Here is a 17,957-nt window from a genome sequence, read left to right as displayed (position 1 = left end):
AGCGTGGGCTGACGCTTTCACTGAACGAACCTCACTCCTGCAACTGAAAGGAAAAACATGTCCAGGACTCCCTATACACGCTTACGCATTGAGGGCTTCCGCAAAGCAGAGGCTTCCCTGAGACTTGAAGGAATGGACCCCAGTGGTACGCCTCTGTACGAGTCCGTTAAGGCACGTATTATTTCAGGCGAGCTGACGTATGAGCAGGGGCGTTCAGAGATTCTTGCATACTACACAAAAGCAGATACCGCAGGGCCTGTGACAGTGGGAGAAATGTTGGCAGAGGAATTTTTAAAACCAATGAACATGTCTGATGATGAATTAGCGGAAGCTATGGGTATTTCTCGACAAGATGTTAAAGATATTATCTGTGGTATGCGTCGTCTTAGTGATGATGAAGCCCGCGTTCTTGCTGGCATATTTGATACTGATGAGTATTTTTGGAGCAATCTGCAGATGTTGCAAGATCGTAAAGAAGGAAAGTAGAAATAACTCATCTGCCATAATATCCCAGCGCAGCGGCTGGTCAGAGTGTTGGAAAGGAGCTTGGCGAACCGGGGGTATCCACTGAAACAGAAGATGGACAACTCCCCAGAACTGGTTTCACTGACACAGCTGGCTGAAGAGCATTGCGTCATGCTGGAATTTGTCAACCCGAGAAAATCGAAGCAGAATGCGTTTATCGAACGTTTTAACCAAACGTATCGGACTAAGATTCTGAATTTTTACCTGTTAAGAACCTTGAATGAAACGAGGTAAATCACAGAGTCCTGGCTGACGGAATACGATAGCCAGTGGCCTCATGAATCCCTGAATAACTTGAAGCACTCAAAAGTGCGTGGAACTAAAACAGGAGTGCTTACAATCACAAGGATAAATGCTAAAGCTGTAACTTGTTTCTGGACAAAAGCCCTTTACAGCCGCCGCACAAAGAGCATGAACTGATGAGAAAATGTATGGGTATTGGTAGGTTGGGATGAAGATTGAATTCTAATATTTTCTCCACCCAATTATATTGGGGGCGCTACGCTCTTACCAACCAACCAACCAACCAACCAACCAACCAACCAACCAACCAACCAACCAACCAACCGAGCTAAAGAGTACTCCGAATAGTTTATCATTAGCCTCTTAACATATGCTCTTCAGCATCGCGATTTTCTTCATATTTAATTTGATGATCAATGTTCTCTATGAAACTTACAGCCCAGTTTCTTACATTAATGTTAGCATGGTAGGTCAAATTTTTAAGTATCTCCTTATCAGCCTCTAAATATGGCACTAAAGATCCTATCCACGATCTGCTTGAAAAGTTAGCAGATATTTCACTAAGGAATGATTTATTATGAGAGAATTCTTCTAATAATTGAATCAACAATGGGTTAACTACACGCTGCTCGCCATTTGAGATGAACATTGAAATCGCCCGAGCCACAATAAGAAGAGCAACATCATCCTTGCACCAAGCAACAACAACCTCTGGTTTTAATATATCAAAAATACTAATATCTCTTTTTTTATAAGATTTCCCACTTCCAAGTAAGTCAGTTAAGTAATACGATTTATTTGCGTTTCTATCATTGAATTTGTTGGAGATCTTTGGCCAGATATAATTCCCGTGCAGCTCAAATGCTTTATAAAAAGCATTATTTAGGTAATCCCATAAATCAGAATAATCAACGTTATTACCGCCAACTTGGTCAATTATATGCGAACATAGTTGTAATGCAAATTCAGCGTTTTCAGACTTTAATAGTCGTTCCACTGAGTTTAGCCAATGATAGCTATCCGAATAGCGACTCTTATCTTCTTTTTTAAAAGAAACATTAAGAACCAGATGGACCAAAGTCAGCCTTAGCTGAGTAAAGTCCACATCTTCACGACCAAATATGTACATATTCATATTATCAAGTGCTACCCAATTTGCAGTCGCATCAATTTCACTGAGTGACATACAAAAATGAGATATTTGCTTTTCAGTTAAATGCTCTGTCGCGTGTCCATAAACGAGCGTAGCGGCTGAATAACTAGGGAGCTTATCTTCAGCTATCAGTCGAATGAAAACATCTAAATGTGTAATATCAAAGCGACCTGTGCGTATCGCGTCAGGATAATATTTAATGAGCTTTTCATCTGAACCTATTAACTCAACTATTTCTTTCCATTTAACAGGTTCCTTTATATAAAGTCCAGAAAGTAAACCAGAAAAGAACTGAGTACTTACAGTTTTATGATTGCGCAAATGTTCGAGAGTTACATTGAGTAGTTCTTCTGTATAATCTGCTTCTAGGACCAAATGCTTTGCAAAAATCCAGCTTTGTTTCTGCTCAGGAAAAGTCATCAACAGTTCAAAATGTTCATACAAATCAGCAAGCCTGTTTACAAGGACTTTTGCTAGATCCTTAGCATCTTCAGCTGCCATATCAATATAGTGGCCATTGTCGTCTTTTTTATGCTCTCTCGACGGATTAAATACGACTAATTTTAATAGCTCCTCAATACTATTTTCATCGGGCGTTAATAATTTTTCCCACGACATTAAGATATCGATTTGTTCTTGATTCATTCCTTTGGCATCATAATTTAAAGCATGGGATATCGATTGAGCTGCGGCAGGCCAGTATTTACCTGTTAACTTGATTACTTCTTTTATAAAATAGTCCAATTTATCCAGTAGGTTATATCGAATTAATCCCCTAATTTCATGACCAAAAGCATCTTTAACCTGTTCGATCAAATGTCCACGTTTAATAATCATAAGTAGAATTTCTAATAATGACTGCCAGTAATCATAAATTTCTTGATATTTTTTTGGATTCCATTCTTTTAGCTCTGGCTTAGTGCCTTGAAACTCTGCTCTTATAGTTCTGGTGCCTCCGTGAGTGTCCATTGCCGTTTTAATAGCATTTATTATTACCACATCTGCGCTTTCTAAATCTAAAGAAAGAGCTTTATTCAAAATTTCTAGCCTTTGATCAAAATCAGCTTCTGTACCAGATAATTGCCAGCGAAATAATTGTGCGAACTGTCTCAGTGAATTATTGCTATAATTTTCGTTTTCAAATTGTGCTAATTTAAATAAAACCCATGCACTTTTATCAAAACAAGACTTATGAAAAACAAGCATCTCTAATGCCCAGACAAAGTTGCGTCTTACATCGCCTTTAATATCGAGTATCTCTTTATCAGTTAATTGTAAAATAACTCTGTGTAACTGATTGTTCGTAACAGCAGGGTTCACTTCAACTAATGCGCGAAACAGTCTTGAACCCTGTTTGGATAGTAACAATTCCGCTTGGCCGAAAGGGTTATTGGCAGCACAAAAGTTTTCGACAAATGACTGAACATTTATCGATGAGTCTAGGTATCTTATTTGATCACAAAAACTATCAAGCAGCATAGCTGGAAGGCTGGAAACAATTTCACTTTGTCTGTCAAATGCACTTGTATTCCACCATTCCATTGCCAAGTTTAAAGCTAATGGTTTAGGGACTACGCGAGCTAGGCTTCCAGTACAATTAATCAATTCTTTATGATTGAATGTCATAATTGTATTTTCGAAAGTTATCTGGTCTGTTCCAGCAATACGCTTTAAAAATTCAGCATCTTCATTGATATCATCTCTGCTCCCTTTCTGAAACCTAAAATAATCGAAAAGAGAAAAGACTTTAAGCAATTCTCTAGCTTGGTCACTCAGGCTTCCATCGCCATTTATTAATTTTTCTACAAGGTTTGATTCATCAAATTTGGTTGTAACACGCCCCTCTTGCTGTAGCTCTTTGATAGCCATTTGTGCAAGCAGGGGGAACCCCTCAATAAATTTCTCTAATTGCTGTTTTGATGAGGGATCTAGATCTGGAAGTCGACTTTCGATAATATTGCTTATTTGCTCTGCTCCTAATTTTTCTAATTTTATACGAATGCTATTTGTTAGTTTCTTATTTTCTTCGTGATAAAAATAAGTAGTGATGAGTTTTAGAGGCGAATTGTTAACCTCAATTGCATTTGTGGCGTAATTATGTAGTTCCACTGAGCAGTTGTCTATTATAATAAACCCTACCGCACCGTTCTCGGCTGCTGTTTTTATTGATTCTTGAACCCTATTAATATTTTCAGAGCCACTAAACACAATGAAATCATTATCTTTTATATTGTTTCTGTTTTTGTATTCAATCAATAATCGTGACTTTCCTAAACCAGATAAACCAGTAAGTCTTATAAAACAAGCATCAGAGTTTATTGCTTCTGATAGTGCTGAAAATGCTATTTTTCTTGGTTCATCTTCTTCATACGAAAGCTCGTGCTTACGTTCATCGTATTTAAGCCATTCTTTAATAGGCTTAGCTGCATCTAGATTAAATTTTCCAACTGAAGGAGAGTTTTTAATAAATGACTTTAGTAGGATGACCTGTGTGTCATCTTTTGAATTTGGTTTTACAATAGAGCTATGATCGACTCCATTTATTGTTTCGATAGGGTGGTATCTAAATAGGCTTTTTGAACTTACTGAAGATACTACAGTTTCATTTGCATCAATAATGCTCAGTATGTTCAACTGCTCACTTAACTTTTTATCTACCCAATCTTCATCTAAAGCATCTAAATCACTTGAGTTGTTAACAAGCGACTTCAAATGTCTGTTATTAAATGCAATGAACTTACCGATATTTGCTAAACCTGAACCACCGTGAGGTACATCAAAAAAGCATACCTTTTTGATGTTATGTTTAGTTCCTAGTTTACTAAGCCTCACGAGAAGACGTTTAATAACTAACCCTCCCATACTATGGCCTACTAAAATGATTTCATCATTCCCAAGGTCACATCTAGCCTTTATATCGGTAAGCAGTCCATTAGCAATATTTAAAATTGTTGGGGCAGATTTAAAGAATTGTGTTATGAAATTGGGTGATGTGTACCCATACTCAATGACTTGATGCTCAATATCAGGGTCATCAATTATATACTGTGGGAAATTACCCCAAGTCTTGTCTATTTTACCACCTAAGCCATGAACAAAAACTATAAACTTATTCATCAGTTATCCTTTTTTGAAGTCACCTTTAAATGTATTTTGGTAACAGTGTGTTTCATTTTTAGAATTCTATCTTTAAGCCTAATAAATATTGTTTGTATATGGCTGTATTAACTGTAATGTTAACAAAAAATGCTTCACAAAATGAAATGTTTATGGACACTATAACAGCCTTTTCCTATTCGCGGATGATTATTTATCACTACATCTATGGTCTATTGTTAAATGAATAATTAACATCAGTCATTACTCTGTTACAGTATTACGCATAATCGGCAGAAAAAAGTTGAATCGGCATCAGTTAGATCATCAATGTGCGGCTATACAATAGCTTGGTCAATGCTGTAATACTGGTTTTCATCTCAGGCCTAGCCATTAAAATGTAAAGGGGCAAGACCGTATAATCAGATGCTACGCACCTATTTTAGTACGCTACCGCCCTCACGTTACCGAAGCTTCATGCATCTGATAACACTACCACATCAGCATTTTTTGCTGTACATCTAGATAGAATAGTTATCCAGATGTGATGGTACTAGCAAGATTTGGGGAAAGAAGTAACTGACTTTGGGGCAAAATATGCTATAGGTTTTAGGGTCAGAATCAGTACCACGTACTCTGACTCGATTTTGGCGTAACGTTACTTGTTTGAGGATTTATTCGGATTTAGGGCTCGAGTGTTTCTTGGCTTTTTTATTGTCACGTTGACGCTGATCTGGCTTGCCAGTCGGCTTAGCTATTTTGGGGTTGCGGCGGCAAAGGGCTCCAAAACAGTGGTGGAGAATCAGAGCTGTGCGTAATATTGTGCAATATCAGTTTGGAAAGGAACTCGCAGAATTCAATGGCTACTACACTAGATGACCTCTTAGGCGACGGACGATTGGCTCGCCTTTTTTCTAACCAAAATCGCGCTTGTGCACTTCAGCTATGGGTCCTTCAGATTAAATCTGAAAAGTCGAGAGAAATGCGCGTAGTTTACGGACGTCTACTCCCATACAGCCATTCGAGTAACAGTTGGTCCTTCAGTGACAACGATAACCATCTTATCTTCGGAAACATCAAGGCAAAGTTTACCCGCCTTAACTTGTATATAGACAGTATCCATTGTGCAGAGTTTTTAAGGCAATTGATTGCTGGTCGGTCAATCTCAGAAATAAATGATATATTGGAAATTGAGTGTTCGAGTAAATTAACGAAACTGTTTGGTGCTACTGCTCTTATGGCCAATAATCTGGTCTATCGCCCAGTTGCTTATCTACTCAACCGAGATGCATATGATCGCCAGTCAATTTCTAGCCCACATAGTGCAGCCGGAGCTTTCAGTGCTTCGATTACTCAAATGAATAAGGAAGCGTTATTTCTGTTGAGTGAGGAATACAGCGCTGCCTTAACTACTTCGTTAGTTGAACGGCTCAATGCGGAAACTGGTTTAGATTTTGGAAAATCAGATGCCACACGATTTGGCGATATTGAATTATTGGTTTTTCCTACGCTTAATGACCTTGAGCAGAACTTGCTAAGTGTTAAATGGATTGACTCATCACCTGCTCTATCAGTTTGCTTTGCTCCGACACAAGTGCCGCTCTTTGATAAATTTCAGTTCCACTTGAGCATTACAAACGATGGCCAAATCATTTCCTCGTCTATTGCTTCAGCAAATCGTAAAGAGGATGGAGTGTTTGAATATGTGTTTAAAGTGACCGAGGAGGTGTGTGAGAGGACAGATAGTACAGAACTGGAGATTTTTGGTTTCTCAAACGATCGCCCTCATGAGGGGGTGCTCTGCTGCCGGTGGCGGATAGGATATATCCGAGAAATAAATTTTCAGGGCCATATGGTGGGGCAAGGGACAAGTTCCGTCAAGTTCGACTGGCTTGAAAAAGCAGCTAGGCCAGCTATGTCAGCGCGTGTAAAGGCTGCTCTTACGGTTAACCGGGGCAATTTGGGGTTTGGCAACCGCGTCGGTGGGCGGCAGGCAGACCCTTGGGTTCCGGTGAATCGTGAACTTCTTTCTCTTTTTACACGGCTTCATCCGCCTAAGTCAGAAGGGCAGTTTTTCCAGAGATGGAGCATGGGGGATGGAGAAGGGCGATTGCAATTCGTGGAGTGGTTTAGAACTATATTGGGCAAGTATCAGCAGCATCAAATAGTTATATTCGATCCTTACTTCGAGACTGCTGGTTTAGGGCTTGTATTGATTAATGCAGCAATTAAGTCAGATTATATCATTTTTACATCGCTGCCAAAGACATCGAGAGAGATTGAATATGAACAAGATAGCTCAGAACAACTCTATACGGGGCGAGTAAACAATTTAATAGTGAGCTGTGAGCATAATAGTCACTTACTAGGTCGCCTAAAGTTTCGTATCTATGGCCTAAAAGAAGGACGGCTACATGATCGTTATATTTTAATTATGGGGGCAGATCGTCTTCCGGTTGCCGGATTCCATCTGTCTAATTCTTTTCAAAGTGCAGCCGAAAATTACCCATTACTGATTACCCCAATTCCTTCGGATGTTTTACTCCAAATAGAACAATATAAATCTGCGCTGGTACAGGAGATTATGGTTACTAGTCTTGGAAATGAGGTTGAGAATCCCATGATGCAACTGCTTTTCGATTCTAGTAAGACGTCAGCTGTACCGCGACGGTATGAGTCTCTAAACTTTCTCGAAAGGTCTGGAGTGGGTAAAGTACTCAGTGTATGGTTCGGTGAAATGTCATTGCAGGGCTTAAGTGGTGACCAGTTAAGAGCGCAGATGATGACATTAGGTTTACTAAATGATAACTCGCTTATTTTGCACGATGGGCTACATAACTTCATCAATAACAAACAAGTTATTAACTCTAAGGACTTTAATGTAACTTGGGGAGTGCTGGGAGAAGTGCTAGCACATTCTCCCACTGGGGACATAGGATGGGGTGTTATTGAGTCAAAAAGCGATTTTCTCAAGTTATTGAGTCAATTTGTTGTGGAATCGTTCGATCGCCTACATGAAAATACAGATAAAGAACTGGCTGTAGTTGATATATGGTTCTTTCGAAAAACTGTAGAAGTCTTACTGCACAGCCCTTATCGCTCGGAACAGCTATTCCATTCGACAAAATACGCAGCCCTCACTTGGTCAGAGTACTTTGCCATCAAAATCTTATGGAGTCATGCTCCGGATTGCTTGTTGACGATCGCCGAAGCACAGATCTCTAGGCTGCAAATTGAGCACGAAGTGTCGGAGGTCATGCGGTTGTCTCTGTTGAGCCAGATAGTCAGCGAAGTTTCCCTATCGATACAGTTCAATATCAGCATCATTCAACGAGATAGTCTTATCCATCGCAAGCAGGGATTACTTAAATGGCTGGGATTTAATGCACTAGAACGACAGTTAGATATACCTGCAGGACTCACGTCAGTATTATCGTGTCTGGAAACCCTTACTCATCAGGAACGAGTGCTCGCCTTAGGTTGGATGATTAACCATGCAGCCAAGGATCCTAATAAAGAGAAAACTTATAAAGATTTGGTTGAAGCTCTGCATGAGGAACTACCAGAGAAAATACCTATGGAGGAGTTGCGGTACTTGGTCGATTCCATGCGAGGACATATGAAGCAATTAGCGTTGGCTGAGCCTTGGTTGTCCCAAGATGTGATCTTACCGTTATTGCAGAATGCCCGTGCCTCCACTGAGGACGCTTGTGAAATATGGGTTCAGGAGTTGGTGAGCATGCTTGGGCCGAGACTGAACAATCAGTCTCGCTTGTTTGAACGAACCCGTGAAGGGCAGACGACTAACATTGCTTCGTTTCTTTTCGCCAATAGTAACACCTCTCAGCGAGAGTTAAGCCTGACGATGATGAATCAAATCTTGAAGCGACAGCGACGAATCATACAACAACCACTCGCCAGCACGTCGAACTGGAGCCAATGGGACGATGCGCTGAGAGTGTCATTATGGATACTTACTTTTGCTAAATGGAGTGAGTTCTATCTAAGTGCGCTAGGTATGTTCGATCAAAACTTAGAACGGTTAACAGGTGATGCACATGGGCTTGCTATGGTTAGATCGAAAGAAGAATGGCAAACCGAAGGTGTTGGTATACAGAGCGAACTCATTGAGTTCCTAGAGCAGGGCGAGAGGCTTCTGAGTGAAGGCGGTAGGCTGAAAAGCGATTCTCAATAAGCTAGATTAAAGGCCGAATGAGTATTTAAATGGTATTTTTTATGGCATTCAACCTATAAATATCAGTATCTTATTGTTAATAAAGGTCTTTTTGCTTATATTTATAATCGAGTGGGAATAACCTCCCGCTTCATGACCACTGCGTTGTAATGAATAAAGACCCTCTGCCTGTGCAGGGGGTTTTTCTTTACCAGACTGAGGCACAGCGCTACCTGTCCGGCGAATGCATATGCAATCCAGAAAACAGTATGTTTATGTGAGCAGGAAAAGTTTAGCGTTGAGCAGGCGTCTCGACTGAGAGAGTGGACTGTTGAGCTTCTTTTTTATCCTGATGATGATGCCAGGCACCGATAGAAGAGTAGACGAAGCGTCCGAAGAAGAAGAGAAAACTGATAAACAGTACGATACGGGTCATTCGACTGTTAAATCGATGTCGTTTTCGCATACTGGTTGCCTGACTCACAAAAGGTTCCTTAGGGTATGCCCAGCATAGTGGGCGATGGGTACATTAAGGCACATTGTAAAGGAATGGTCAATTGTCGATTATGTAAAAATACGTCAGTTGATTTATCTCTTATTGTTATGGAAGATAATTTTAGTATTTACATTAATAATAAATTAATGATAACGAAGCAGAAAAAACGTAATTATTAGTTAATGAGAAGGAAATTGATTGATATATATCAAATGTTGCTTCCCGTTGATAACTAGAATCAAGACACATATTGTGACGTTGTTTTTATTATTATTTTAAAGTCAGGTGGGATGCCTGTCTGAAGCACCTTGCAGGAAGCGAGGGTTTTTGCTGAGCATCTATGAAACTAAATCAGACCTATATCAAAATCAGAGATAAATGGTGGGTGCTGCCTCTCATTTTACCCTCTTTGCTGTTGCCCATATTAAGCATTGCCAATACCTACGCACATACCAATACGGGTTCCGGTAATGTCACGCTTTTTTACCTTCCTCTGGCATTCACTATCAGCCTGATGTCATTTTTTGACTGGGCGGCATTACCGGGCATTGCGGTCGCAATCTTCTGGAATCGCTATCCGATAGTGGGATTGTATGAGACGCTCTCCATTATCGGGCATTTCATTATCCCGGTCGTGCTCTGCTGGGGCGGGTATCGCGTGTTTACTCCCCGGCGCAATCAGGTGTCTCATGGCGATGCTCATCTGATGTTTCAGCGGATGTTCTGGCAGGTGTTTTGCCCGGCGACGTTATTTCTGGTGCTCTTTCAATTTGCCGCCTTCCTGGGAATGTATGCGAGCAAATCAAGCATGATGGGCGTAATGCCTTTTAATATCAATACATTGATTAACTATCAGGCTTTGCTGGTGGGAAATCTTATCGGCGTTCCGCTGTGTTATTTTATTATTCGCACTGTCCGCAATCCGCTATATCTGCGTGGATATTATGCGCAACTGAAACAACAGTTTGATAAGAAAGTCACAAAGAAAGAGGTTGTTATCTGGTTACTCGTGCTGACATTGCTCATGACAATGCTTTGCATGCCATTGAATGAAAATAGTTCAATATTTAGCACTAACTATACCTTGTCATTATTATTGCCGGTAATGCTATGGGGAGCGATGCGCTACGGTTATCGATTTATTTCGCTGATATGGTCGGCTGTTCTCATTACCGCAATTCATTATTACCAGAGCTACATGCCTTATTATTCCGGGTATGACACACAACTCACTATTACGTCTTCAAGCTACCTGGTTTTCTCTTTTATTGTGAGCTATATGGCGGTGCTGGCGACGCGCCAGAGAATCGTCAGCGGTCGGGCGCGTCGGCTCGCGTATCTTGATCCCGTCGTGCATCTGCCTAACCTGCGGGCGTTAAATCGCGCGCTGAAAAATTCGCCCTGGTCAGCACTCTGTTTTTTACGCGTGCCCGGCCTGGAATTACTGGGGAAGAACTATGGCGTTATGCTGCGGATTCAGTACAAGCAAAAGCTCTCCCACTGGATAAACACCTTGCTGGCGCCCGGTGAATGCGTGTATCAGCTGTCGGGGCATGATTTGATTCTGCGTCTGAATATGGAGTCGCATCAACAGCGTATTGAAGCGCTGGACAACCATATCAAGCAATTCCGTTTCATGTGGGATGATATGCCGCTCCAGCCGCAGGTTGGGGTCAGCTACTGCTATGTGCGCTCTCCGGTCAGCCATATCTATCTGTTATTAGGCGAATTAAGCACCATCGCCGATCTTTCCCTGATGACCAACAAACCGGAGAATATGCAGCGGCGTGGCGCAATGCATTTGCAGCGGGACCTGAAAGATAAAGTGGCGATGATGAACCGCTTGCAGTATGCGCTGGAGCACGATCATTTTTGCCTGATGGCGCAGCCGATTTCAGGTATTCGCGGCGATGTTTACCATGAAATACTGCTGCGACTGAAAGACGATAATGGCGGCATGATCAATCCCGATGGTTTTCTGCCCGTTGCTCACGAATTTGGCCTGTCGTCCAGCATCGATCTGTGGGTGATTGAAAATACCCTGCGCTTTATGGCGCAGAACCGGGATAAGCTGCCAGCCCACCGTTTTGCCATCAATCTGTCACCAACGTCGGTATGCCGCGCCCTGTTTCCGATTGATGTCAGTAACCTGCTGAGCCAGTACGAAGTTGAAGCGTGGCAACTGATCTTTGAAGTGACCGAAAGCAATGCGTTCACCAATGCCGAACAGGGTCAGGCAACGTTGTCACAGTTGCAACAGTTAGGTTGCCAGATAGCGATTGATGATTTTGGAACCGGTTATGCCAGTTATGCGCGGCTGAAAAATGTGAGCGCGAATATTCTCAAGATCGATGGCAGTTTTATTCGCAATATCGTCTCTAACAGTCTCGATTACCAGATTGTGGCGTCCATTTGCCATCTGGCGCGAATGAAGAATATGCAAGTGGTGGCGGAATATGTGGAAAGCGAAGAAATTCGTAGCGCGGTGAGCGCGTTGGGGATCGATTACCTTCAGGGCTATTTGCTTGGCGAGCCCAGGCCGCTGGCGGCGACGCTGGAAGAGGTACAGGCACCATTGTCTGGTGCCTGAGGCGAAATTACGCCGCGATAGTGGGCGAACTCTCTTCTTCGATTTTGAGACGCCAGCCCGTGACCGCTTCCCAGTATTGCTGCTCTTTTTCCAGATCGAGCAGGACAAGCGCGTTTTGGCTAAACCAGTCATGCGGGAAGCGCAACGTCCAGTGATTGTCGTCAGTTTTAAGCCGTAGCGTTGGCGGCGTTGTGGTGGCCTGGCGCTGATTATTCAGCAGAACGCCCAGGCGCAATAGCTGAATCAACGGCAGGAATTGTTTTTTCTTGAACAACGTAAAGCGGGGCAAGTCATCCAGCTTAACGGCTTTACGATGATAACGGACTAATGTCGCCATCATCAGTTGCTGTTCCTGGTTAAAACCCGGCAAATCGCTGTTTTGCAGAATATAGGCAGAGTGGCGGTGCAGGCCGCTGTGGTTGATGTTCAGCCCCACCTCATGCAGCATTGCAGCCCACTTCAGTAACGCTTCCAGCTGCGGATGCGCCAGCTTTGGCTGTTGCATCTGCCACTGTTCATACATCTGCATGGTTGTTTCCAGCACGCGCCGGGCCTGATCGCTGTCGATGTTATACTGATTCGCCAGGCTTTTGGCCGTACGGCTGCGCACATCCTGATGACGGAAGCGGCCTTCCATTTCGTACAGCACGCCTTCGCGCAGCGCCCCGTCGGAAAGGCGGAGTTCGCGGATTGCCAGCGCATCAAAAACGCCGCACAGAATGGCCAGACCCGGAACAAAGACCGCTTTTCGCTCTTCAGACAGACCCGGCAGGCTCAGCGCTTCAAAGGAGCGGTGCCTGAGCACTTCCGCCATCAGTTTATCCAGCCGTTCTGGCGTAATGAAGCCGTCCTTCTCACCCATTTCCAGCAGCACTTCATGGGCGGCTTTGATGGTGCCGGACGCGCCCAGCGCGACGTTCCAGCCCTGAATGCGGAACTGCCAGGTTAACGTCTCCAGTTTTTGCGCAGCGGCCATTCGGGCGCGCTGGAAATTTTCCGGGCTGATGGCGCCGCCAGGAAAATAGATTTGTGCGAAACTGACGCACCCCATGCGACGGCTTTCGACCAGTTTTGGCTCGAAGTTTTCACCGATGACTAACTCCGTCGAACCCCCGCCGATATCGATCACCAGCTTGCGGCCTTTTTCCGGCTGCGTATGCTCCACGCCCATAAAAATCAGGCGGGCTTCTTCGTTACCGGAAATGATTTCGATCGGGTAGGGGATGACCTTCTCCGCGCGCTTCAGAAAATCGGTGGCGTTCAGCGCCTGGCGCAGGGTATGGGTGCCTACGATACACACGCTTGACGGGGAGAATCCCTGTAGGCGTTCGGCGAATAACGATAAGCAGCTTAACCCGCGTTCTATCGCTTCTTCACTTAACATATTGTCTTCGCCGAGACCATCCGCCAGATGTACGCGCTGTTTCAGCCGACCGATGATCTGCATGGCGCCATCCACCACGCGGGCAATGACCATATGAAAACTGTTCGAACCGAGGTCGACCGCCGCGAACTCCTGCGGCCGGGGTGTCTTGTCATGTATTGGCATAGCGTTAGTCAGGTTGCTCGAGTGATTTGATGTAGTCGTAAATCGCCAGTTGCGACTGCACCTTGCGACGATTTCCGCGCGGCACGTAGCGATTACTCAGTTCTTTATCTATGTAGCGGGCTTTTACCGTGTCGCTAAACAGGATGTCAATAATATCCAGCACGCGTTGCTTAAGACACGGGTCGAGCAGCGGCGCAGCAACTTCGATACGGTAATCGATATTTCTCGTCATCCAGTCAGCGGAGGAAAGATACACCTGCTTATCGCCGCCGTTGGTAAAAATATAAACCCGGTCATGTTCGAGATAGCGATCCACGATACTGATCACGCGGATATTGTCGCTAATGCCTTCCAGATTTGGAATCAGCGAACACATCCCACGAACCAGCAGATTGACCGGCACACCCGAGCTGGATGCGGCGTACAGACGGTCGACCAGCCCCTTGTCCACCAGGTTATTCAGCTTCAGCGTAATGCCGGAGGGGAGACCTTGCTGGGCGTTGGCGATTTCTTTATCGATCATCTCGTACAGCAGGCGTCGTGAGTTCTGCGGAGAGACCAGCAAATAGTCGAACGTCACCGGGCGGTAAGGGTTCTCGATAAAGTTGAACACGCGACGGACTTCGTTCGTGATACGCGCATCGGCGGTCAGTAAGGAATAGTCGGTGTACAGGCGTGCCGTTTTTTCGTTGAAGTTCCCTGTGCCGATGTGCGCATAACGCACCACCTCATCGCCTTCTTTACGCGAGATGAGGAACAGTTTGGCGTGAATTTTCAGGCCTGGCGCCGAGAAGATCACATGTACGCCTGCTTCGGTCAGCCGCTTCGCCCAGTGGATATTCGCCTCTTCATCGAATCGCGCCTGCAATTCTACCACCACGGTGACTTTCTTGCCGTTATGGGCGGCGTGAATCATCGAGTCGATGATGCGTGAATCCTTCGCCACACGGTAGATGTTGATTTTGATCGCCAGCACGCTGGGGTCAAAGGAGGCCTGGCGCAGCAATTCCAGCACATGTTCGAAAGTGTGGTACGGATAATAGAGCAGAACGTCGCGCTCGCGAATGGCGTCGAACCCGTTGCGGAACTTCTCTTTATCGAACCAGAGATGGCGCAGTCGCGGCAGCGGCTTGTTCACCAGATTGGCTTTGCCCACGTTGGGGAAGCTAATGAAGTCTTTGAAGTTGTGATACCGGCCGCCGGGTACGATGGAGTCGTAGCGGGAGATGGTCAGCTTTTCACGCAGCACTTCCACCAGCGCGTTTGGCATATCGCGCTGATAAACAAAACGCACCGGCTCGGCGGTCAGGCGTTGTTTCAGGCTGGAGGACATCAGCTCCATCAGGCTCGATTCCATCTCGTGCACCAAATCGTATTCGGCATCACGGGTCATCTTCATTGAGTAGGCATTCAGCGCGTCGTAGTCAAAGAAGCCTTTGAAGATGTCGTCCAGGCAGTAGCGCAAAATGTTATCCAGCAGGATCATCGGCTTACGGCGACGCGGCGCTTCCGGCGGCAGATTCACAAAACGCGGCACTTTGTCGGATGGAATTTCCAGCAGCGCGTAGCGGATAGCATCGCCGCGAATAATCTCTACGGCCAGATAGGTGTAATCATCTTTCAGAAACTGAACTAAATCCGTTTCGCGATTGATCAGAATTGGCGTGATGTGTTGGCGTAAGTAATGTTTAAAATAATGCCGCAGCCAGCTTTGCTGGTTGGCCGACAGTTGGCGTTCGTTGATTAAGAAGATCTGATTACGCGCCATTTCCAGCAGCAATTCGTTGTACAGGCTGTCGAATTCCTGGTCGGCTTTTAGTACCCGGGACTGGATCTTACCTAGCAGATGGCGAGAATGAGAATTAGAACCCTGTTCTTCGCTGATTATGATGCGACGTTTCAGTTCGGCGAAACGAACTTTATAGAACTCGTCAAGGTTATTGGAATAGATGCCCAGGAAGCGCATGCGTTCAATAAGCGGATTTGATTTATCCGCAGCTTCCTGGAGCACGCGTTCGTTGAACGCTAACCAACTTAGCTCTTTCTCGATGTATAGTTTTTCCTGACCCATTACAACTCACACTCCGTTTTATTCACGGGACACTGCCTGATTATTATGGCGAGCATTGCGCTCAGATGTCCAACTGTGCCAGAAAAATATGACAATAAACCGTCAGATAAGCAAAGAGATGAGGGGAATTCCTGAGGCGTAGGCCGGATAAAGCGTTGACGCGCCACCCGGCATTGAAACGTTGGATTGCCTGATGGCGCCGTCCTGCGAGGGAATGTTATTACTCGGCGGCATAGCCTTGCGGCGGCAGGCGATTGCCATCCAGCCAGGCGGCGTTATCACGCATTTCCAGACGGCCATCCACAAACCAACTGATGACCAGCGGATAGATAGCGTGTTCCTGCGTCTGAACGCGGGCCGTAATTTCATCTTCGCTGTCGCCTTCAAAGACCGGAATCTTCGCTTGCAGAATAACCGGGCCGCCGTCGAGTTCATCGGTAACAAAATGGACAGAGGTTCCGTGTTCTTCATCGCCGTTTTCCAGCGCCTGACGGTGCGTATGCAACCCCGGGTATTTTGGCAGCAGGGAAGGGTGAATATTGAGTAGACGCCCCTCATAGTGGGCGACGAACGCGGGGCTCAGGATGCGCATATAGCCCGCCAGCACCACGAGATCGGGGGCGTAAGCGTCTATTTCACGCATCAGTTCGCGGTCAAACGCTTCACGGCTGGCGAATTGATCGGCCGTTAACGCATGTGCCGGAATTCCGGCCTCACGCGCGCGTTCAAGGCCGAACGCGTCGGCCTTGTTGCTGAATACTGCCCGAAGGGTGCCTTTGATTTTTTTCTCTTTGCAGGCATCGATAATCGCCTGCAAATTGCTTCCGTTGCCGGAAATAAGCACCACAAGATTCATCATTGAATAACCACGCGCTGTTCGGAATCAGAGGCTTTAATGATACCGATTTTCCAGGCGTTTTCACCTTTTGCTTTCAGCAGGGCGAGGGCGTTATCCACTTCCGCTTCCGGCAGGGCGATCACCATCCCGACGCCGCAGTTGAAGGTGCGATACATTTCATGCTGGCTGACGTTGCCTGCGGTTTGCAGCCAGTTGAAGACGGCTGGCCATTGCCAGGAAGATTCGTCAATCACCGCCTGGGTGTTGTCCGGCAATACGCGAGGAATATTTTCCCAGAAACCGCCGCCGGTCAGGTGGGCGATGGCGTGCACATCGACTTTTTCAATCAGTTCCAGAATGGACTTCACATAAATGCGGGTTGGCGCCAGCAGGTGATCGGCTAACGGTTTGCCTTCCAGCTCGGTGTTTTCCGGGTCGCAACCGCTGACTTCAACGATCTTGCGCACCAGAGAATAGCCGTTGGAGTGCGGGCCGCTGGAGCCAAGGGCAATCAGCACATCGCCATCGGTCACTTTGGAACCGTCGATAATTTCTGATTTTTCCACCACGCCGACGCAGAAACCGGCGACATCGTAATCTTCGCCATGATACATCCCTGGCATTTCAGCGGTTTCGCCGCCGACCAGCGCGCAGCCTGATTGCAGACAACCTTCGGCAATACCATTGATCACGCTGGCGGCGGTATCGACGTCCAGCTTGCCGGTCGCGTAGTAATCCAGGAAGAACAGCGGCTCCGCGCCCTGAACGACCAGATCGTTGACGCACATCGCCACCAGGTCGATCCCGATGGTGTCGTGGCGTTTCAGATCCATCGCCAGACGCAGTTTTGTCCCTACGCCGTCAGTGCCGGAAACCAGTACAGGCTCACGATATTTTTGCGGCAATGCGCACAGCGCGCCGAAGCCACCCAAACCACCCATGACTTCCGGGCGGCGAGTTTTCTTCACTACGCCTTTGATTCGATCAACCAGAGCATTACCAGCGTCAATATCAACACCGGCATCTTTATAGCTAAGAGAGGTTTTGTCGGTCACTGCTTAGGTCCCCACGCGTTACTTGCGGTGAAAATTAAATTCGGCGCAATTCTAACAGGGAAAGCAAACGTTTGCGAGCCTGCTCTGCATCCGTTTTTATCTGCCGAATTTTTCAGCGTTTTACCGTTGTGTACCCATTTGTTTGAACTGCTCCACGAAAATGAAAC

The 17,957-nt window shown here is 45.4% G+C and carries 9 protein-coding genes and 2 pseudogenes; 5 read left to right on the top strand and 6 right to left on the bottom strand.

Annotated elements, in window-relative coordinates:
• Positions 1-57 precede the first annotated feature (57 nt).
• Positions 58-486, top strand: coding sequence for a HigA family addiction module antitoxin (locus tag OGX81_RS11710; RefSeq protein ID WP_200065249.1), 429 nt, complete (start codon positions 58-60; stop codon positions 484-486).
• Between the two features lie 18 nt (positions 487-504).
• Positions 505-840, top strand: a pseudogene (locus tag OGX81_RS11705) (integrase core domain-containing protein); the annotation flags it as partial.
• 283 nt (positions 841-1,123) lie between these two features.
• On the opposite strand, the gene OGX81_RS11700 reads toward OGX81_RS11705, so the two are convergent.
• Positions 1,124-5,038 carry a hypothetical protein gene (locus OGX81_RS11700; protein ID WP_200065251.1) on the bottom strand — a complete coding sequence of 1,305 codons (3,915 nt, stop codon included), beginning with the start codon at positions 5,036-5,038 and terminating at the stop codon, positions 1,124-1,126.
• 838 nt (positions 5,039-5,876) lie between these two features.
• Between OGX81_RS11700 and OGX81_RS11695 the strand changes: the two genes are divergently transcribed.
• On the top strand, positions 5,877-9,212 hold the full coding sequence (locus tag OGX81_RS11695) for a VPA1262 family protein (protein ID WP_200065253.1): 3,336 nt from the start codon (positions 5,877-5,879) through the stop codon (positions 9,210-9,212).
• 271 nt (positions 9,213-9,483) lie between these two features.
• Here the strand turns inward: OGX81_RS11695 and OGX81_RS11690 are convergent, their stop codons facing one another.
• Positions 9,484-9,675 carry a YfgG family protein gene (locus OGX81_RS11690; RefSeq protein WP_012131276.1) on the bottom strand — a complete coding sequence of 64 codons (192 nt, stop codon included), beginning with the start codon at positions 9,673-9,675 and terminating at the stop codon, positions 9,484-9,486.
• Positions 9,676-9,794: 119 nt separating this feature from the next.
• On the opposite strand from OGX81_RS11690, the pseudogene OGX81_RS22130 reads away from it, so the two are divergent.
• Both OGX81_RS22130 and OGX81_RS11685 read left to right on the top strand, forming a co-directional pair.
• A pseudogene (locus tag OGX81_RS22130) lies at positions 9,795-9,863 on the top strand (hypothetical protein); the annotation flags it as partial.
• A 164-nt stretch (positions 9,864-10,027) separates the two neighbouring features.
• Positions 10,028-12,277 (top strand): sensor domain-containing phosphodiesterase, encoded by a 2,250-nt coding sequence (locus OGX81_RS11685; RefSeq protein WP_104868357.1) that lies wholly within the window; start codon positions 10,028-10,030, stop codon positions 12,275-12,277.
• Positions 12,278-12,284: 7 nt separating this feature from the next.
• Here the strand turns inward: OGX81_RS11685 and ppx are convergent, their stop codons facing one another.
• From ppx to purM, 4 genes are all read right to left on the bottom strand, one after another.
• Positions 12,285-13,826 carry an exopolyphosphatase gene (ppx, locus tag OGX81_RS11680; RefSeq protein ID WP_049008620.1) on the bottom strand — a complete coding sequence of 514 codons (1,542 nt, stop codon included), beginning with the start codon at positions 13,824-13,826 and terminating at the stop codon, positions 12,285-12,287.
• Between the two features lie 4 nt (positions 13,827-13,830).
• Entirely contained in the window at positions 13,831-15,897 is a 2,067-nt protein-coding gene (gene ppk1 / locus OGX81_RS11675) for a polyphosphate kinase 1 (protein WP_012131280.1), read from the bottom strand.
• 220 nt (positions 15,898-16,117) lie between these two features.
• Positions 16,118-16,753, bottom strand: a complete 636-nt coding sequence (gene purN, locus OGX81_RS11670; RefSeq protein WP_104869114.1) for a phosphoribosylglycinamide formyltransferase — start codon at positions 16,751-16,753, stop codon at positions 16,118-16,120.
• Positions 16,753-17,790, bottom strand: coding sequence for a phosphoribosylformylglycinamidine cyclo-ligase (gene purM / locus OGX81_RS11665; protein WP_104868358.1), 1,038 nt, complete (start codon positions 17,788-17,790; stop codon positions 16,753-16,755). The genes purN and purM overlap by 1 nt, the downstream gene beginning before the upstream one ends.
• Between the last annotated feature and the right edge of the window lie 167 nt (positions 17,791-17,957).

Source organism: Citrobacter sp. CK206 (genome assembly GCF_030333125.1).
In the GTDB taxonomy this organism is placed as follows: Bacteria; Pseudomonadota; Gammaproteobacteria; order Enterobacterales; family Enterobacteriaceae; genus Citrobacter_B; species Citrobacter_B koseri.
This window is presented reverse-complemented; position numbering and strand designations above follow the sequence as displayed.